At 71.5% G+C, this 16651-nt stretch carries 19 protein-coding genes and 2 pseudogenes; 5 read left to right on the plus strand and 16 right to left on the minus strand.

The window, feature by feature from the left end; genetic code table 11:
- Positions 1-69 precede the first annotated feature (69 nt).
- From AB0H86_RS33580 to AB0H86_RS33590, 3 genes are all read right to left on the minus strand, one after another.
- Entirely contained in the window at positions 70-426 is a 357-nt protein-coding gene (locus AB0H86_RS33580; RefSeq protein WP_362447507.1) for a YciI family protein, read from the minus strand.
- Between the two features lie 113 nt (positions 427-539).
- Positions 540-1601, minus strand: a complete 1062-nt coding sequence (locus tag AB0H86_RS33585; protein WP_362447510.1) for an LCP family protein — start codon at positions 1599-1601, stop codon at positions 540-542.
- A gap of 158 nt (positions 1602-1759) precedes the next feature.
- Positions 1760-2824: a LacI family DNA-binding transcriptional regulator gene (locus tag AB0H86_RS33590; protein ID WP_362447513.1), complete on the minus strand. Its 1065-nt coding sequence runs from the start codon at positions 2822-2824 to the stop codon at positions 1760-1762.
- A gap of 122 nt (positions 2825-2946) precedes the next feature.
- Here AB0H86_RS33590 and AB0H86_RS33595 point away from each other — a divergent pair, with 122 nt between their 5' ends.
- Together AB0H86_RS33595 and AB0H86_RS33600 are read left to right on the plus strand one after the other, a co-directional pair.
- On the plus strand, positions 2947-5268 hold the full coding sequence (locus AB0H86_RS33595; RefSeq protein ID WP_362447516.1) for a glycoside hydrolase family 3 N-terminal domain-containing protein: 2322 nt from the start codon (positions 2947-2949) through the stop codon (positions 5266-5268).
- Positions 5265-5831: a hypothetical protein gene (locus tag AB0H86_RS33600; RefSeq protein ID WP_362447519.1), complete on the plus strand. Its 567-nt coding sequence runs from the start codon at positions 5265-5267 to the stop codon at positions 5829-5831. Before AB0H86_RS33595 ends, AB0H86_RS33600 begins: the two co-directional genes overlap by 4 nt.
- Here AB0H86_RS33600 and AB0H86_RS33605 read toward each other — a convergent pair.
- From AB0H86_RS33605 to tsaB, 4 genes are read right to left on the minus strand one after another with little or no spacing between them, the layout of a single operon-like run.
- The gene (locus AB0H86_RS33605; protein WP_362447522.1) at positions 5782-6039 is read right to left on the minus strand and encodes a hypothetical protein; all 258 of its coding nucleotides are present in this window, start codon (positions 6037-6039) and stop codon (positions 5782-5784) included. The two genes, AB0H86_RS33600 and AB0H86_RS33605, sit on opposite strands and share 50 nt — an antisense overlap.
- Entirely contained in the window at positions 6036-7121 is a 1086-nt protein-coding gene (tsaD, locus tag AB0H86_RS33610; RefSeq protein WP_362447525.1) for a tRNA (adenosine(37)-N6)-threonylcarbamoyltransferase complex transferase subunit TsaD, read from the minus strand. The genes AB0H86_RS33605 and tsaD overlap by 4 nt, the downstream gene beginning before the upstream one ends.
- Complete coding sequence (gene rimI, locus AB0H86_RS33615; protein WP_362447628.1) at positions 7114-7614, minus strand: ribosomal protein S18-alanine N-acetyltransferase; 501 nt, start codon at positions 7612-7614, stop codon at positions 7114-7116. The genes tsaD and rimI overlap by 8 nt, the downstream gene beginning before the upstream one ends.
- Positions 7615-7646: 32 nt before the next feature.
- Positions 7647-8303, minus strand: a complete 657-nt coding sequence (gene tsaB, locus AB0H86_RS33620) for a tRNA (adenosine(37)-N6)-threonylcarbamoyltransferase complex dimerization subunit type 1 TsaB (RefSeq protein WP_362447528.1) — start codon at positions 8301-8303, stop codon at positions 7647-7649.
- A 107-nt stretch (positions 8304-8410) separates the two neighbouring features.
- On the opposite strand from tsaB, the gene AB0H86_RS33625 reads away from it, so the two are divergent.
- The gene (locus AB0H86_RS33625) at positions 8411-8959 is read left to right on the plus strand and encodes a hypothetical protein (protein ID WP_362447531.1); all 549 of its coding nucleotides are present in this window, start codon (positions 8411-8413) and stop codon (positions 8957-8959) included.
- A gap of 14 nt (positions 8960-8973) precedes the next feature.
- Here the strand turns inward: AB0H86_RS33625 and AB0H86_RS33630 are convergent, their stop codons facing one another.
- The 8 genes from AB0H86_RS33630 to AB0H86_RS33665 all read right to left on the minus strand — a co-directional run bounded on the left by AB0H86_RS33630 (position 8974) and on the right by AB0H86_RS33665 (position 15534).
- A complete protein-coding gene (locus AB0H86_RS33630; protein WP_362447534.1) occupies positions 8974-9147 on the minus strand; it encodes a hypothetical protein in 174 nt (57 codons plus the stop codon).
- A gap of 186 nt (positions 9148-9333) precedes the next feature.
- Positions 9334-9879 carry a tRNA (adenosine(37)-N6)-threonylcarbamoyltransferase complex ATPase subunit type 1 TsaE gene (gene tsaE, locus AB0H86_RS33635; RefSeq protein ID WP_362447537.1) on the minus strand — a complete coding sequence of 182 codons (546 nt, stop codon included), beginning with the start codon at positions 9877-9879 and terminating at the stop codon, positions 9334-9336.
- Positions 9845-11098 carry an alpha/beta hydrolase gene (locus AB0H86_RS33640; RefSeq protein ID WP_362447540.1) on the minus strand — a complete coding sequence of 418 codons (1254 nt, stop codon included), beginning with the start codon at positions 11096-11098 and terminating at the stop codon, positions 9845-9847. The genes tsaE and AB0H86_RS33640 overlap by 35 nt, the downstream gene beginning before the upstream one ends.
- Before the next feature lie 159 nt (positions 11099-11257).
- Positions 11258-12421, minus strand: coding sequence for an alanine racemase (gene alr / locus AB0H86_RS33645; protein WP_362447543.1), 1164 nt, complete (start codon positions 12419-12421; stop codon positions 11258-11260).
- A gap of 316 nt (positions 12422-12737) precedes the next feature.
- Positions 12738-14177 (minus strand): NAD(P)H-hydrate dehydratase, encoded by a 1440-nt coding sequence (locus AB0H86_RS33650; protein WP_362447546.1) that lies wholly within the window; start codon positions 14175-14177, stop codon positions 12738-12740.
- Between the two features lie 231 nt (positions 14178-14408).
- Positions 14409-14888, minus strand: a complete 480-nt coding sequence (locus AB0H86_RS33655; RefSeq protein ID WP_362447549.1) for a hypothetical protein — start codon at positions 14886-14888, stop codon at positions 14409-14411.
- 3 nt (positions 14889-14891) lie between these two features.
- Positions 14892-15335: a hypothetical protein gene (locus AB0H86_RS33660; protein WP_362447552.1), complete on the minus strand. Its 444-nt coding sequence runs from the start codon at positions 15333-15335 to the stop codon at positions 14892-14894.
- Entirely contained in the window at positions 15307-15534 is a 228-nt protein-coding gene (locus tag AB0H86_RS33665; protein WP_362447631.1) for a hypothetical protein, read from the minus strand. Before AB0H86_RS33665 ends, AB0H86_RS33660 begins: the two co-directional genes overlap by 29 nt.
- A gap of 558 nt (positions 15535-16092) precedes the next feature.
- Here AB0H86_RS33665 and AB0H86_RS33670 point away from each other — a divergent pair.
- On the plus strand, positions 16093-16302 hold the full coding sequence (locus AB0H86_RS33670; RefSeq protein ID WP_362447555.1) for a hypothetical protein: 210 nt from the start codon (positions 16093-16095) through the stop codon (positions 16300-16302).
- Positions 16303-16319: 17 nt separating this feature from the next.
- Here AB0H86_RS33670 and AB0H86_RS33675 read toward each other — a convergent pair.
- A pseudogene (locus AB0H86_RS33675) lies at positions 16320-16415 on the minus strand (ATP-binding protein); the annotation flags it as partial.
- Positions 16416-16457: 42 nt separating this feature from the next.
- Between AB0H86_RS33675 and AB0H86_RS33680 the strand changes: the two are divergent.
- Positions 16458-16644, plus strand: a pseudogene (locus AB0H86_RS33680) (DUF397 domain-containing protein).
- Positions 16645-16651: the final 7 nt, after the last annotated feature.

Below are 16651 nucleotides of genomic sequence, written 5' to 3' on the forward strand. Positions count from 1 at the left end.
GGCTGTGTGGTCACAACCCTCCATGCAACACCCCGCGAGGCCCGAGACCAAGGAGACTCGGAAGGAGACTCAGCCCTCCACGATCTCTCGCACCTCGCAGGTGACCCGCCACTGCTCCCCGTGGATCTTCAGGAACCGCTTGGTCCACTCGAGTGCCTCGGCGCGGTCCTTGCACTGCATGAGTGCGTAGCCGCCGATGACCTCCTTGGCCTCGGTGAAGGGCCCGTCGGTCACGGTCGTTCGCTGTCCGTCCCAGTGCACCCGGGTCCCCTGCGCCGACGGGGTCAGCCCGGCGGTGTCGAGCATGACCCCCGCCTTGGTCATCTCCTCGATCAGCTCGCCCATCCGCTGCATCAGCTCGGGGCTCGGTCCCTCGGTGGGTCCGGCGTTCTCGTCGGTCTTCACGAGCGACAGGTAACGGGGCATGGTGACTCCTCGTGCCGTACGGGCCGGGTCGTTCCCGGCCTCTCACCCCTGCGTCGATCGGGAGACGCCTGGATCGACACCGTCGCGGAAATTCTCCGAGGATTTTTTCCCGGTCACCGCAGCGACTTCCACAGGTCGCTCGCCTCCGGCTCCTTTGCGACCACCCGGTTGGGATTCGAGGGCGCGGTCACGACCGGCATGGTCACCGTCGTCATCTGGCTGGACGACAGGCCTTTCAGGCTCTGGCCGAGGCGCATCAGCTCGGTCAGCGAGTCCAGGCCGGTGTCGGTGGTGAGGCTGCCGGTGAACGAGTCGGCGACCTCGTACAGCCCGGCGGGATCGGTGAGCAGGTTCGTGGAGGCGATCTGCTCCAGCAGGGCCTTCACCAGCTTCTGCTGGAGACCTATGCGGCCGAGGTCGCTGCCGTCCCCGATGCCGTGCCGGGTGCGGGCGAGGGCGAGGGCCTGGTCGCCGTCGAGGTGGTGGGTGCCCGCCCGCAGGGTCAGATGACTGTCGTCGTCGTCGATGTCCTCGTCCGTCGTGACCGTGACGCCGCCGAGGGCGTTCACCAGCTTCGCGAAGCCCGAGAAGTCGATCTCCACGTAGTGGTCCATGCGGACGCCCGTGAGGGACTCGACCGTCTTCACCGCGCACACCGGGCCGCCCACCGAGTACGCGCTGTTGAACATCGCGTTGTACGCCACCGCCGTCGACCCGCCCGACGACAATGGACAGGAGGGCCGGGTGACGAGCGTGTCGCGCGGGATGCTGACCACGGTGGCCTTCGTCCGGCCCGCGTCCAGGTGCACGACCATCGCGGTGTCGGACCGGGCGCCCTCGCTGTCCCCGCCGCCGAGCGCCTGGTTCTCCTCGCCGCTGCGCGAGTCCGAGCCCAGGACCAGGATGTTCAGGGACCCGGTGGGCAGCGGGGCGGCGGCGGAAGCGGAGGGGGACGGGGTCGTCACCGCCCTGGGCGGACGGTCGTCGCCGAGCGCGCTGTTGATGTCGACGCTCTGGATGTTGTTGTTGAGATGCCAGTACGCCCAGCCCGCCGCCGCGATGCCCAGGACAAGGGCTCCCGTCAGGGTGAGACCGGCGGCCCTGAGCGCTGTCGACCGCCGGCCTCTTCGTCTGCCCGCGTTCCCAGCCCCGTCGTTCGCGTCGTCTGCCGTCACAGGGAAGAACGTACGTCCGAATTATTAGGGGATTGTTAGGAACGGCGGCGAGCGGCGGTTTTCTTCGGAAAATCTCACACTTCTCAACACGGACCGCCATCCATCTCCGAAAGTTTCGACCATACAACCGACTGGCTTCGGAGCAGCGTGGAGAGCGGCTACGCCCCAGCGGGCGCCCCCGTGCTGGCCCGCACGACCAGGCTCGTCGCCAGCTCCACCCGGGTCGCCGCGGGAGTGCCCTCCGCCCGCCCGAGGTCGAGGACCAGCTTCGCGGCCGCCTCCGCCATCTCGGTCAGCGGCTGTCGTACGGTCGTCAGCGGCGGCCCCACCCAGGGCGCCACCGGCAGGTCGTCGAAGCCGACCACGCTCAGGTCCTCCGGGATCCTGAGCCCCAGCTCGCGCGCGGCCTCGTACAGCCCGAGTGCCTGGAGGTCGTTGCCGGCGAAGACGGCGGTCGGCCGGTCCGGGCGGCGCAGCAGTTCCAGTCCCTGCCGGTAGCCGGCCTCGTGGTGGAAGTCGCCGGTCGCGATCAGTTCCGGGTCCACGGGCAGCCCGGCGGTCTCCAGGGCCGCCCGGTAGCCGTCGATCCGGGCGCGGCTGCACATCATCCGGGAGGGCCCGCTGATCGCCCCGACGCGGGTGTGCCCGAGTTCGACCAGATGCCGGGTGGCGGCGAGCCCGCCCTGCCAGTTGGTGGCGCCGATCGAGGGCACGTCGGCCCCCGGATCGCCGGCCGGGTCCATCACGACGAACGGGATGGACCGGCTGTTGAGCAGGGCGCGCTGGGACTCGTCGAGGCCGGACAGCACCAGGATCACGCCGTGCGGGCGGCGGGCGGCGACCTGGTCGGCCCAGGTCCGTCCGGGGGTGAGCCGTCCGGCGCTCTCGCTCAGCACCACGCTCAGCCCGGCCTCCCGGGCCACGTTCTCCACGCCCCGGATGACCTCCATCGCCCAGGCGCTCTCCAACTCGTGGAAGACCAGGTCGATCAGGGGCGAACGGCTCGCCTCGGCACGACGGCGCCGATAGCCGTGGGCGCGCAGCAGATCCTCCACACGGCTGCGGGTCGCCGGGGCCACATCGGCGCGGCCGTTGAGGACCTTCGAAACTGTCGGCGCCGAAACGCCGGCCTCCCGGGCGATCTCGGCGAGCGTCGCGGTCTGCGCGGACCGTCCGGCTGTCGGGGCTGTCGACCGGGTTTCAGCGGGCTCCGGGGGTGTCATGGCGGCGATCGTATCCCTGCGCGACCTCTTGACGAACCCTTCTCCCCGCCCTAGGTTCCCAAAACATTCGACTTGCATCTCGAAACATTCGCGAGAGGGCCTTCCACCCCGACAGGAGTTTCATGACCACCGCCCCCTGGCGTGACCCCGCCCTGCCCGCCGCCGCCCGCGTCGACGACCTCCTCTCCCGGATGACCCTGGAGGAGAAGACCGCCCAGCTGTACGGCGTCTGGGTGGGCGCCAGCACGGACGGCGACGGGGTCGCCCCCCTCCAACGCGAGATGACCGCCGGCTCCTCCGCCCATGAATGGGACGAGCTGATCACCCATGGCCTGGGCCAGCTCACCCGCCCCTTCGGCACGGCGCCCGTGGACCCGGCGCTGGGCGCGCAGGCACTGGCCCGCGCCCAGCGCCGTATCGTCGAGGCCGGTCGCTTCGGCATCCCCGCGCTCGCCCACGAGGAGTGTCTGGCGGGCTTCACCGCCTGGCAGGCCACGGCCTACCCGGTGCCGCTGGCCTGGGGCGCGACCTTCGACCCCGCTCTGGTCGAGGAGCTGGGCCGCCGCATCGGCGACGACCTGCGCTCGGTCGGCGTCCACCAGGGCCTCGCACCGGTCCTGGACGTCGTACGGGATCCGCGCTGGGGCAGGGTCGAGGAGACCATCGGCGAGGACCCGTACCTGGTCGGCACGGTCGCCTCCGCCTACGTCCGCGGCCTCGAATCGGCCGGGATCATCGCCACCCTCAAGCACTTCGCCGGGTACGCCTCCTCGGCCGGCGCCCGCAACCAGGCTCCCGTGCGGGCCGGGATCCGGGAGCTCGCCGACGTGACGCTCCCGCCCTTCGAGATGGCCCTGCGGGAGGGCGGCGCCCGCTCGGTGATGGCCGCGTACACCGACACGGACGGCGTCCCGGCGTCGGCGGACCCGGGCCTGCTGACCGAACTCCTGCGGGAACGCTGGGGGTTCACCGGCACCGTGGTCTCCGACTACTTCGGCATCGGCTTCCTGCAGACCCTGCACCGGGTCGCCGGAACCGAGGCGGAGGCGGCACATGTGGCGCTCACCGCGGGCATCGACGTCGAGCTCCCCACCCTGAAGTGCTACGGCACTCCGCTCCTGGACGCGGTCCGGGCGGGCGAGGTCCCGCAGGACCTGATCGACCGGGCGGCCCACCGTGTCCTGCTCCAGAAGTGCGAACTGGGCCTCCTGGACGAGGACTGGCGGCCCGAGCCGACCGGCCGGATCAACCTGGACTCGACGGCGAACCGTGCCCTGGCCCGCCGCCTGGCCGAGGAGTCCGTGGTTCTGCTGGACAACCCGGACGGCCTGCTCCCCCTGGCCCCGGACACCCGGATCGCGGTGGTCGGACCGCGCGCGGCGGACTCCCTCGCCATGCTCGGCTGCTACTCCTTCCCGTCCCACGTCCTCACGGAGCACCCCGACGTACCGACGGGCATCGAGATCCCGACCCTGCTGGAGTCGCTGCGCGCCGAACTCCCGGACGCGAAGGTCACGTTCGCGGAGGGCTGCGAGGTCTCCGACCCCGACACCACGGGGTTCGAGGAGGCGGTAGCCAGGACCGCCGAGGCGGACGTGTGCGTGGCGGTGCTCGGCGACCGGGCGGGACTGTTCGGCCGGGGCACCTCCGGCGAGGGCTGCGACGCGACGGACCTGCGACTGCCGGGCGTCCAGGCCGAGTTGCTGGACACCCTGGTGGCGACCGGCGTCCCGGTGGTGCTGGTGCTGCTGACCGGCCGCCCCTACGCGCTCGGCCGCTGGCAGGGCAGACTCGCCGCGGTCGTCCAGGCGTTCTTCCCCGGGGAGGAGGGCGGCCCCGCGGTCGCGGGTGCGCTGTCGGGCCGCGTGAACCCCTCCGGCCGCCTCCCGGTGAGCGTCCCGCACATCCCCGGCGGCCAGCCCTGGACCTACCTCCAGCCCCCGCTGGGCCTGCGCGCCGAGGTCAGCAACCTGGACCCGACCCCGCTGTACCCCTTCGGACACGGCCGTTCCTACACGGAGTTCGTGTGGGAGGACTTCACGGGCGGCGCCGAGCCGGCGCGGTTCGACACGGACGGGTCGTACGACATCTCGCTGACGGTCCGCAACACGGGCGACCGCACGGGCGCCGAGGTCGTCCAGCTGTATCTGCACGACCCGGTGGCGAGCGTCACGCGTCCGGACGTACGGCTGATCGGCTACCAGCGGCTGTCCCTCGAACCCGGCGAGTCAGCCCGTGTCACCTTCCGCTTCCACGGGGATCATTCGGCCTTCACCGACCGTTCCGGCCGAAGGGTGGTCGAACCGGGCGCGCTCGAACTACGGTTGGCAGTGTCCAGCGCGGACGTACGGCACACCGCCCGGCTGAACCTCACAGGTCCGGTACGGGAGTTGGGCCCGGACCGTCGGCTGCGCTGTGAGACGGAGGTGTCGGACGTGGGGTGATCCGGCACCGGGGCATCGGGAACACGGGGGATGCGATGGTCCGGTACGTCCACTTCGAGCTGAGGGCGGCCATCGGCGCGGCGGCCGCCCTGGCCGTCACGGCGGTGGTGCTGTGCGTGGTCCGCGGACTTCCGGAGCTGTCCGGCACCTGGTTGCTCCCCTTCGCCGTGGTGACCGTCGTCGTGGCTCTGTGGGCGGGGGTGAGGTCGTCCCGGCTCAAGGTGGTCGGCAGGACACGGACCTACGAGGCGGCGGTCCCTCTGGCGGACCCGCCCGCGGACGGCGACACCCTGCGTCGTCGCCCCTTCAGCCCGATGGCCTTCGTCGGCTTCCTGACGGTGGCTCTGACGCTGTCCCTCTTCTGGGACCCGGTCGTGATCCTGGTCCTGTGGTGGATGGCGCTGGACTGGCTGAGCGACGGCCTGGTCGCCGCCCGCTGGGAGCGTCGGAACGGGGTCCTGTTGTGGCGCAACGACTCCAGGGACGAACCGTGGCGGCTCGCGTACTCCCCGGTCAGCCCGCCGCCACCGACTCGAACCGCCACCGGTGCACCGCCCGCGTGACCAACTCCCCGTCCGGCTCCGGCAGTTCGGGCAGGTCGGCGTCGTACGCCGCGTCCCACCACGTGATGACCAGCACCCGGTCCCCCGGTGCCCGGAGGGTCTCCCGGCGCAGCGGCTCCTGGGCGAGGTCCTGCGCCCGCGCCCAGGCCAGCAGCTGCTCGCCCCGCCCGTCGACCGCCCGCGCCTCCCACATCAACGCGACCGTCACGGGTACAGGTTCTCCTTGCTGACCTCGTGAACGTGGTCGTGGCCGGGGACATGCGTCTCCGTCACCGGCAGCGAGGAGTCCGCCGAGAGGTCCCAGCCGGACGCCGCCCGGTTGCGCGCCACCATCTCCGCGCCCAGCGCCGCCACCATCGCCCCGTTGTCCGTGCACAGCTTGGGCCGGGGCACCCGCAGCCGGATCCCGGCGGCCTCGCAGCGCTCCTGGGCAAGCACCCGCAGCCGGGAGTTGGCGGCGACACCGCCGCCGATCATCAGGTGGTCGACGCCCTCGTCCTTGCAGGCCCGCACGGCCTTGCGGGTCAGCACGTCCACGACCGCCTCCTGGAAGGAGGCCGCCACGTCCCGCACCGGCACCTCCTCCCCCGCCGCCCGTCTGGCCTCGATCCAACGGGCCACGGCCGTCTTCAGACCGGAGAAGGAGAAGTCGTACGCCGCGTCGCGCGGCCCGGTCAGACCGCGCGGGAACGCGATGGCCGACGGGTCGCCCTCCTTCGCGTACCGGTCGATGACCGGACCGCCGGGGAAGCCCAGGTTCAGCACCCGGGCGATCTTGTCGAAGGCCTCGCCGGCCGCGTCGTCGATGGTCGCGCCCATCGGCCGTACGTCGGAGGTGATGTCGGACGACAGCAGGAGCGACGAGTGGCCGCCGGACACCAGCAGCGCCATCGTGGGCTCGGGCAGCGCCCCGTGCTCCAGCTGGTCCACGCAGATGTGGGAGGCGAGGTGGTTGACGCCGTAGAGGGGCTTGCCGAGCGCGTAGGCGTACGCCTTCGCCGCGGAGACACCGACCAGCAGCGCCCCGGCGAGCCCCGGGCCGGCGGTCACGGCGATGCCGTCGAGGTCTCTCGCGCTCACCCCCGCTTCCTTCAGCGCGCGCTCGATGGTCGGCACCATCGCCTCCAGGTGCGCCCGGCTGGCGACCTCCGGCACGACCCCGCCGAAGCGGGCGTGCTCGTCGACGCTGGACGCGATCGCGTCGGCCAGCAGGGTGGTGCCACGGACGATGCCGACACCGGTCTCGTCGCAGGAGGTCTCGATGCCGAGGACGAGCGGTTCGTCAGCCATGGGTCTCGGTTCCTTGTACAGAGGTCGGTCCCGCGGCGGCGCCGCTGTCGGATGCCGGGGTCAGACGCATCACCAGGGCGTCCACGTTGCCGGGCTGGTAGTAGCCGCGCCGGAAGCCGATGGCCTCGAAGCCGAAGCGTTCGTACAGCTTCTGGGCGGGGAGGTTGTCGACCCGGCACTCCAGCATCACTTCGGCGCACTCGAAGGCGGTGGCGGCCCGCAGCAGTTCGGTCAGCAGCACGCGGCCGAGCCCGGAGCCCTGGAGGTCGCGGGCGACGGCGATGGTCTGTACGTCGGCCAGCTCCCCGGCGGAGGCCAGTCCCGCGTACCCGACGATCCGGCCGTCGGCGGTCTCGGCGACGACATACCGCCGGTTCGCCCGGGAGCCCCGGGAGTGGGCCAGCTCGGACCAGAACATCCCGCGCGACCAGGCGTCCTCGGGAAAGAGGTCCCGCTCCAGTTCCAGCACGGCGTCGATGTCCCACCAGCGCATCTCGCGCAGTCGCGAGGTCTCGGTCGATTCGGTCACTTGGGGGTGACCACCTTGTAGTTCTTGGGGACCTGGGCGTCGGGCCTGCGCAGGTACAGCGGCCGGGGCGCGGGGAGTTCCTCGCCCGCGCCGAGCCTCTCGGCCGCCAAGGCGGCGAGGGCGGCGGCCGAGACGTGCTCGGGTTCGTGGACGCTGGGGAAGGTGTCCGGGTACAGCAGCGCGCCCGCGCCGACGGCGGGCAGCCCGGCGACCCGGTCGGCGATGTCGGCGGGCCGGTCGACGGCGGGGTCGGTGAGCCGCGTACGGGAGTCGGCGTACGTCGCCCAGTAGACCTCCTTGCGCCGGGCGTCGGTCGCCACGACGAAGGGGCCCTTCTCGATGTCGGCCGCGTAGGCGAGTCCGTCCAGCGTGCACACACCGTGCACGGGGACGCCGAGGGCGAGTGCGAAGGTGTCGGCGGTCATCAGTCCGACGCGCAGTCCGGTGTAGGGGCCGGGACCGGTGCCGACGACGATCCCGGTGACCGCGTCGAGCTTCAGACCGGCCTCGGCGAGCACCCGGTCCACGGCCGGCAGCAACAGTTCCCCGTGCCGGCGCGCGTCCACCTGACTCGACGAGGCGACGACGTCGGCACCGTCGTGCAACGCGACGGTGACGGCGGGGGTGGCGGTATCCAGAGCGAGCAAGAGCACGCAAACAGCCTACGGCTCCGCGGGCGCCGTGTCGGACGTCCGGGGCAGGCGGTCACCTGCTGCTACCTTCGCCACGAAGCTGGCGTACGACACAGAGGTGGACGAGCGTGACAAGCAGCAGCGCCGGGTTCGTGGCCGGGCTCACGGTGGTGGCCCTCGCGGGCGTCGGCTTCCTCGCCTACCAGGCCTCCGCGAGCGTCCCCGCCGACCTCGCCGGACCGCACCCGAGCGGCACGCCCTCAGCGGCCACCGCGAAGACCTCCACGAGGAGCCCCGCCGACCTGCCCGCCGCCTCCGGCAAGGGCAAGCGGGTCGTGTACTCGCTGGGCAAGGGCCAGGTGTGGCTGGTGGGCGGGGACAACAAGGTCAGGCGTACGTTCAAGGTCACCCCGGGCGACCTCGACCCGGCGCCGGACACCTACGCGGTCACGTCCCGCTCCAACTCGGTCACCGGCACCGACGGCACCCCCATCGAGCACGTCGTCCGCTTCACCAGCGTGGACGGCGTGACGGTCGGCTTCAGCGCGGCGGTGGGCGCCCCGAAGTCGGCCCCCGCTCCGAAGGTCAGGACGGGTGGCATCCGCGAGTCCCGCGCGGACGGCGACGCGCTGTGGCGGTTCGCGACGATCGGCGAGAGGGTCGTCGTCATCCGCTGACCTCGCAGGGTTGTTCAGGCTGCCTTACGGTGCTCGGCGGGTCGCTCCACCGCCTGCGGGTCGGGCACGCGCGGCGGAGTGGAGACGGCGTTCGCGGCGGCGCACGACGCCAGCAGGTCACGCATGGACACTCCGGCTACCGCGTTCGGCTGCGGCTGCGGCTGCGCCTTGCTCTCTGTGGCCGACATGGACGCCTCCTGAAGTTCGGGGGCGGGCGTAGTTAGGTAGACCTAACTACGGACTGGATACCATGTGACCACGTGCGAGACACCGAACGCAACATCTTGCCGACGTCTTGTCGGAACATTCATCAAGTCGCTGCGTCCATGACGTCAGGCGGTGCGTCCATGACGTCAGCCGCTGCATCTCTGACGTCAGGCGGACAGCACGCTCAGGTCCACCCTCGCCCAACGCTCCCCGAGCCCGGCCAGCGTCACGTGCCGCACCTCGTCCACCTCCGGGGCCCCCGCGGTCTCCCCGTGATGCGGCGCGGTCCCGACAGTCCGGTGGATGAGGACCTCCAGCCGGTCGTCGGTCAGCTCCTCGACCTTGCCCTCGCCCCACTCCACGACCATCACCGACTCGGGCAGCGAGACGTCCAGGTCCAGGTCCTCCATCTCGTCCAGCCCGCCACCGAGCCGGTACGCGTCGACGTGCACGAGGGGCGGACCGTCGCCCAGGGAGGGATGCACCCGGGCGATCACGAACGTCGGGGAGGTCACGGCACCCCGGACCCCGAGCCCCTCACCCAGTCCCCGGGTCAGCGTCGTCTTGCCGGCGCCGAGCTCCCCGGTGAGCATCACGAGGTCGCCCGCGCGCAGTAGTTTGGCGAGCCGTCGGCCCAACTCCCGCATCTGCTCGGGAGAGGTGACGGTCAGCTCGGTCTCAACCGGGTCGTGCGACGCCGCTGGTGCTTCCATAGCCACTTACGGTAGCCCCTGCCGGGACGGCACCCGAGCGGGTGAGCAGGTCGGCGAGGCGGTCGGTGACCACCTCAGGGTGTTCCAGCATCACCAGGTGCCCGGCGTCCGGGACGAGCACCAGTTCGGCGTCCGGCAGCAGGTCGGCGATGGCCTCGCTGTGCTCACTGGGCGTGACGAGGTCCTGGACCCCGGCCAGCACCAGCACCGGGATGTCCGCGAAGTGGGCGAGCGCCTCGGTCTTGTCGTGGTCGTTGAACGCCGGGTAGTACTCGGCGACCACGTCGATGGGCGTGCCCTCGATCATCCGCTCGGCGAACCGGGCGATGGCCGGGTCGACGTCCCGGGACGCGAAGGAGTACCGCTTGATGATCCCGGCGAACAGGTCGGCGGTGGCCCGCCGCCCCTTCTCCACCAGGGCCGCCTGCTGCCCCAGCGCCTTCAGCACGCCGGGCAGCACCCGCCGTACGGCGTTGACGCCTGCCACCGGCAGCCCGAAGTGCACCTCGCCGAGCCGCCCGGACGACGTACCGACCAACGCGACCGCCACCACCCGCTCGCGGATCAGCTCGGGGTACTCGTCGGCCAGTGCCATGACCGTCATCCCGCCCATGGAGTGTCCGACCAGCACGATCGGTCCCTCCGGTACGGCGGCGTCGATGACGGCCTTCAGATCGCGGCCGAGCTGCTCGATGCTGACCGGCGTCCCGTCCTGCGTCTGGGCCACGCCCCGCCCGGACCGCCCGTGGCTGCGCTGGTCCCAGTGCACGGTCCGCACGACGCCCCTGAGCGCCGCCCGCTGGAAGTGCCAGGAGTCCTGGTTGAGGCAGTAGCCGTGGCTGAAGACGACGGTGACGGGTGCGGGCGCCTTGCGGCCGAAGAGCCGACGCCGCCGGGGTGCCGAGCCGCCCTCCGGCTCCACGTCGTCGACCTCGTAGTACAGCTCGGTGTCGTCGTCGGCGTACGCCTTGCCGGGCGTGCCGCGCAGACCGCCGTACGGGCCGGTCGAGTCCAGCGCGAGGCGTGCCTTCCTGCGCATGCCGCGGCCGACGGTGAGCCGCTCGATGGCGACGCCCGCGGCCGCGCCCGCGGCGACCACTCCTATCGCCGCGCCCGCGAAGCCGGTCGCCCTGCGCCAGCTTCCGGCTCCGGCCGCCCCCGTGGCGGCGGCGACGGCCGCGGCGGCGTCCACGACGGCCTCCGCACTGCTCTCGCTCACGTACCGCTCCTCCTTGCCGGACCCTCTGTCGTAGCGCGCTCTGTGCGCTTACCCCGCTTGTTGCTCATTCACATGGACGCATTACATAGACCCGTTCGGGCAGACGCGTCGACCCGTTCAGGAAAACGCGTCCAGGCGGTCATATCCAGGCAGCCGCATTCACACAGACGCATTCACATAGACGCGGGGGACGCGCGTTCCGATCCGGGTGACGATCTCGTACCCGATGGTGCCCGCGGCCTGCGCCCAGTCCTCGGCGGTGGGCTCACCGCGGTCACCGGGCCCGAACAGCACGGCTTCCGTGCCGGCCGCGGGCTCGGCGCCGCCGAGGTCCACGACGAACTGGTCCATGGCGACCCGCCCGGCCACCGTCCGCCACTTGCCGTCGACCAGCACCGGTCCGGTCCCGGAGGCGTGCCGCGGGATGCCGTCCGCGTAGCCGACGGGCACCAGGCCGAGGGTCGTCCCGCCCGGGGTGACGTAGTGATGCCCGTAGCTGACGCCATGGCCTCCCGGAACGCGCTTCACCAGCGCGAGGGACGCCGACAGCGTCATCACCGGACGCAGCCCGAAGTCGGCGGAACTGCCCAATTCGGGGCTGGGCGAGAGCCCGTAGACCGCGATCCCGGTCCGGACGAGGTCGAAGTGGGACTCGGGAAGCGTGAGCGTGGCCGGCGAGTTGGCGATGTGCCGCACCTCGGGCCGTACCCCCTGCCCCTCGGCGTGCGCCACCATCTCCCGGAACAGTTTGAGCTGGGCGGCGATGGAGGGATGCCCGGGTTCGTCGGCGCAGGCGAAGTGCGACCAGAGCCCGGTGATACGCACCAGCCCGTCCCGCTCGGCACGCAGGGCGGACGCGACCAGTTCGGTCCAGTCCTCGCCGGGCTGGCATCCGTTGCGCCCCAGCCCGGTGTCGGCCTTGAGCTGTACGCGCGCGGGCGTGCCGGCCAGCCGGGCCGCCGCCGTGACCTCCTGAAGGGCCCACATCGCGCTGACGGACACGTCGAGGTCGGCCTCGATCGCCTCCCGCCAGGGTCCGCCGGGCGTCCACAGCCAGCACATCACGCGGCCGGGCAGCCCGGCGGCCCGCAGCGCGAGGGCTTCCTCGGGCGTCGCGGTACCCAGCCAGTTCGCTCCCGCCTCGACCGCGGCGCGGGCACACGGCAGCGCCCCGTGGCCGTACGCGTCGGACTTCACCACGGCCATCAGGGCCGCGTCCGGCGCATGGGCGCGCAGGGTCCGCACGTTGGTCCGCAGGGCGGCCAGGTCGATCTCGGCGCGGGCACGCAGGGGCGCGCTCCGCGGGGCTGCTGTCTCACTCATCGCGCCCCCAGTGTCTCAGAGGGGTCGGACAGACCTTCGGGACGCCCAGGACAGGTCCTAGGTCAGGTCGGCGTGGGCGGGTCCGGCGGGGGCCAGGGCCGCTGATCATGCGATCAGAGAAACGTGAGAGTGGTGTGCGTGGGGGGCGCCGCGCGGCGGGGTCACCTGTTCAGCCCGCCTTCAGCCCGTCCGGCGTTTGAGGACAAGGCCCGTTCAGGGCCGGAGCGGGGGCCTGGGGGCGGCAGCCCCCAGAGTCGGGACGGGAAGGGGCGGCGGGGGCGTAAAACCGCCAACGCGCACTCCCACCGGACCGCACCTACCCCTCCACGTCCCGCACATCCCGCCAAGCCCCCGGAATCGCCGCCGCCACATCATGCGCCCCCATCGGCGCCCCGTCCGCCGCGAACCGACCGGCCAGCCCGTGCAGATACGCCCCCACACTCCCCGCGTCCAGTGCGGACAGCCCCGCCGCCAGCAGCGACCCCGTCAGCCCCGACAACACGTCACCGCTGCCCGCCGTGGCGAGCCAGGACGTCCCCGTGGCGTTCACCCGCACCGCCCCGCCCGAAGGCCCCGCGACCAGCGTGGTCGAGCCCTTGAGCAACACCGTCGCCCCGTACCGCCCCGCCAGCTCCCGCACCGAGGCAAGCCGAGCCGACTCGACCTCCTCCCGCGCGACACCGAGCAGCGCGGCGGCCTCTCCGGCGTGCGGGGTCATCAGGGTGGGCGCGGTACGGGCCCGTACCGCACCGGCCTCCGCCAGCCGCAGCCCGTCCGCGTCGATCAGCACCGGTACGTCCGCCGCCAGCACCTGCGCCACCGTCGCGGCGTCGTCCCCGGCGCCCGGTCCGACGACCCATGCCTGCACACGCCCCGCCTTCTTCGGCCCCTGGTCCGACACCAGCGTCTCGGGGAAGCGGGCGACCACCGCGTCCCCGGCGGGCCCCACGTACCGCACGGCCCCGGCGCCGCCCCGCAGCGCCCCCGACACGGCGAGCACCGCCGCGCCCGGATAGCGCGCGGACCCGGCGGCGATCCCGACAACACCCCGCCGGTACTTGTCGCTCTCCGCGGACGGTACCGGCAACAGCCGCGCCACGTCCGCGTGCTGCAAGGCCACCAGATCGGGCTCGTCCGGCAGTTCCAGCCCGATGTCGACCAGCCGCACCGACCCGGCGTACTCCCGCGCCGGATCGACCAGCAGCCCCGGCTTGTGCGTCCCGAAGGTGACGGTGAGGTCGGCCCGTAGCGCTACCCCGGTCACCTGGCCCGTGTCGACGTCGACCCCGCTCGGCAGGTCGACTGCGACGACGGCGGCCCGGGACCGCTCGGCGGCGGTGGCGAGCGGCACGGCGTCCGGCCGCAGTCCGCCCTTGCCGCCGATCCCGACGATGCCGTCGACGACGAGGTCGGCCCGCTCGATCAACTCCTCGGCCGCACCGGTCCCCGCGACGCTCCCACCCGCTCGCCGCAGGGCCGCCAGTCCCCCGGCGTGGGTCCGCTCGGGCGCGAGCAGCACCGCCGTGACACCGGCCCCGCGCCGGGCCAGCCGGGCCCCGGCATACAGCCCGTCACCCCCGTTGTCGCCACTGCCGACCAGCAGCACGACCCGGCTGCCGTACACCCGCCCCAGCAGATCCGCGCAGGCAGCGGCAAGCCCGGCCGCCGCCCGCTGCATCAACGCCCCGTCCGGAAGCCGCGCCATCAGCTCCCGCTCGGCCGCCCTTACCGTCTCCACGCTGTACGCAGTACGCATGCGGTCGAGTCTGCCGCATAGACGCTTCGCCGCGGTGACCCCACCACTGCCCCGGAAAGCAACAGCGCTTCGGCGAGCGACATGCCGCCGCTCCCCGCTGGGCAGCAGCAACTCGCTCTCCATGAACAGCCGTTTCGCCATCCAGGCGTCCGCTTCAGCGATGTCTCGATGCCTCGAAGCGATCGATCGCGGCTACGTCGATACCGACCCGATGATGCTCATCCGGGCTCTCTATGATCTGTCCGGCGACCGCGGGCTCGTCTCCCCCGTGACCAGGTCGGCCTGCTGCGTCGCGGTGAGGGCACGATCCAGGAAGCGGGTCAGCTGCTGCGCGTCATGGCACAGATTGACGCCGCGATGGAGTTCCTTGGAGAACCCGACACCGCGCGTGTCCAGAACACGCAGTACCGCTGCCGCCCAGGCCGAGAGATACCCGGCGGCGAAGCCTGCGGCCCACTGTTCGGGTGCGTCGCCCTCCCCCACCGCGTAGGCGCGCACCCGCGCCACGTCCTCGACGCGAAGAATTCCGCGCTGCCTGAGTCCCTCCAGCCCGAACAGGAAGTCACCGGCCACCCTGTCCTCGGGGATGCCCAACGCGAGACACGTGGTCGAGAACCGGTAGAGATCGAGCAACTCCGGCGGCTCGTCCGGCGACCTGCCTTGCTGGTCGTCCTGCTGGTCGTCTGGCTGCTCGTCCTGCTGGTCGGCCAACGCTCAGGCCTGTTCCGGACTGATCCCCGAAGCCTCCGGGTCCTCGACGAACAGGTCCTCGGCCCGCTCGACCGTGCGGGAGCGCTCCAGCCAGGCATCCATGCGGTCGAGATCGGTGCAGGCGGTGAGGCGCTCACGCACACTGTCCGATACGGAGATGCCGCGCACCTCCAACACAAACAGGATCCCCTTGGCCTCCCCCTTGGCCTTGCCTTCCGCCTTGCCCTCCAGGTAGGCCGTCTCACGGACCGTTCCCCGGCCGGGGAAGTAGCTGACAAACGACATGATCTCCCTCAGTTTCTCTCCAGCTGGGGTGCTACCCAGGTTGATTTCCAGGAACTCGAAGGAGTACCCAGCGGTCTCGGGATCCGATTCCTGGAGTTCCTGAAGGGCAGTAATGATCGCCTTCAGTATGGCCTCACAGTCGGCGCTGCGGGCGTGTGCCAAGGCGGAGAGTACGGCCAGTGGGAGGTTCTTCGCCGCCGTCCTGGGAGGTGAGGTTGCCGGCCTGGTCCCAGCGGTAGTACAGCCACGACGCCGTCCGCGTGCCCGCCGCATCGGCCTCCAGCGCGTAGGACAGCCGCTCCTGACTGTCGTAGGTGTACGACGTCTTGCGCCCGGTGGCGTTGTCGGTACGAGTGCGGATCCTGGTCGTGTCCTGCCCTTGAAGTCGTTCCGCATACGAGCCGGAATCAGCCCTACCTCTTTACTGGCGAATAACGGGATAAATATCCGCACACTCCCCCTCCAGAGGTGCGGAATGATCAATTCAGGCCAGCTATCGGGCAGTCGAGGTGTCCGGAAGTTCAATTCCTTCCAGGTCAGGACGCCGAACATGAGCCTCACCCGACAACTTCCAGCCATATTCATCACCGTTCCGCACCCAAGCGTGAAGCGCTTACCAGGGGTAATCACGGACTTGCTGGCATATGCCCGGACCTGGGGTTGTCTCAGATGCCCCGTGCGCCACAAAACACCCCTGGGCAGGCGGCTGCACGAAACGCACACTTAGGGCGTTCGGCGAGCGCAGCCGCAAGCCGCAACCGCGGCCGGCGCCCATTCCGTGGAGGACTTTCCCGCGATGACCGATCCGGACAGACTCGACAGACCGGATGGGCCAGATAGGCCGGATGGACCCGTCGGCCCCCTGACCCGAGGCGTCCGCTACGCCGGACGCCTGCTGTGCTGGAGCCTGGGCGCCGGCATGGCCACAGACGCCGTCGACATCACCATCGCCCCGCACTCCCCCTGGTGGCAGACCCTCTGGCCGCTGCCCTGGTACACCGTGTGCGCGTCCGCACTCGCCTGGGCCCTGCTCCGCGCCCGCGAGAAGTCCGCCGGCGCACCCGTCGGCGGCGACGACGACCCGCGAACCGACGAGGACGTCCGCACGGAGTGGGATCAGGCCGCCTGAGCCCTGGGCCCTACCCCGCCCCGCCCCTCTTCCGACTCGCCGAGCTTCTCCAACACCCTCGGCGGCTCCGGCGACTCCGGGTCCGCGTCCCACGCCCCGATCCGCAGCACCCCGTGACTTCATCCATCGGCTGACGAAAGAGCTCTGAGGCACCCATGGACAACTGGCGCAAGTCGTCCTACTCAGGCCCGGACGACGGCAACAACTGCGTGGAGATCGCGACCTCCCCCACCCACACAGCCGTCCGCGACACGAAAACCCCTGCCAGGGCAACCCTCACCCTTACCCACCGCAGCCTTCAGCGCCTTCGTCGAAGCCCTGAAGGCCGTGGCGGCTGTCTGACGGAACG

This window comes from Streptomyces sp. NPDC050997, from assembly GCF_040660135.1.
Lineage (GTDB): Bacteria > Actinomycetota > Actinomycetes > Streptomycetales > Streptomycetaceae > Streptomyces.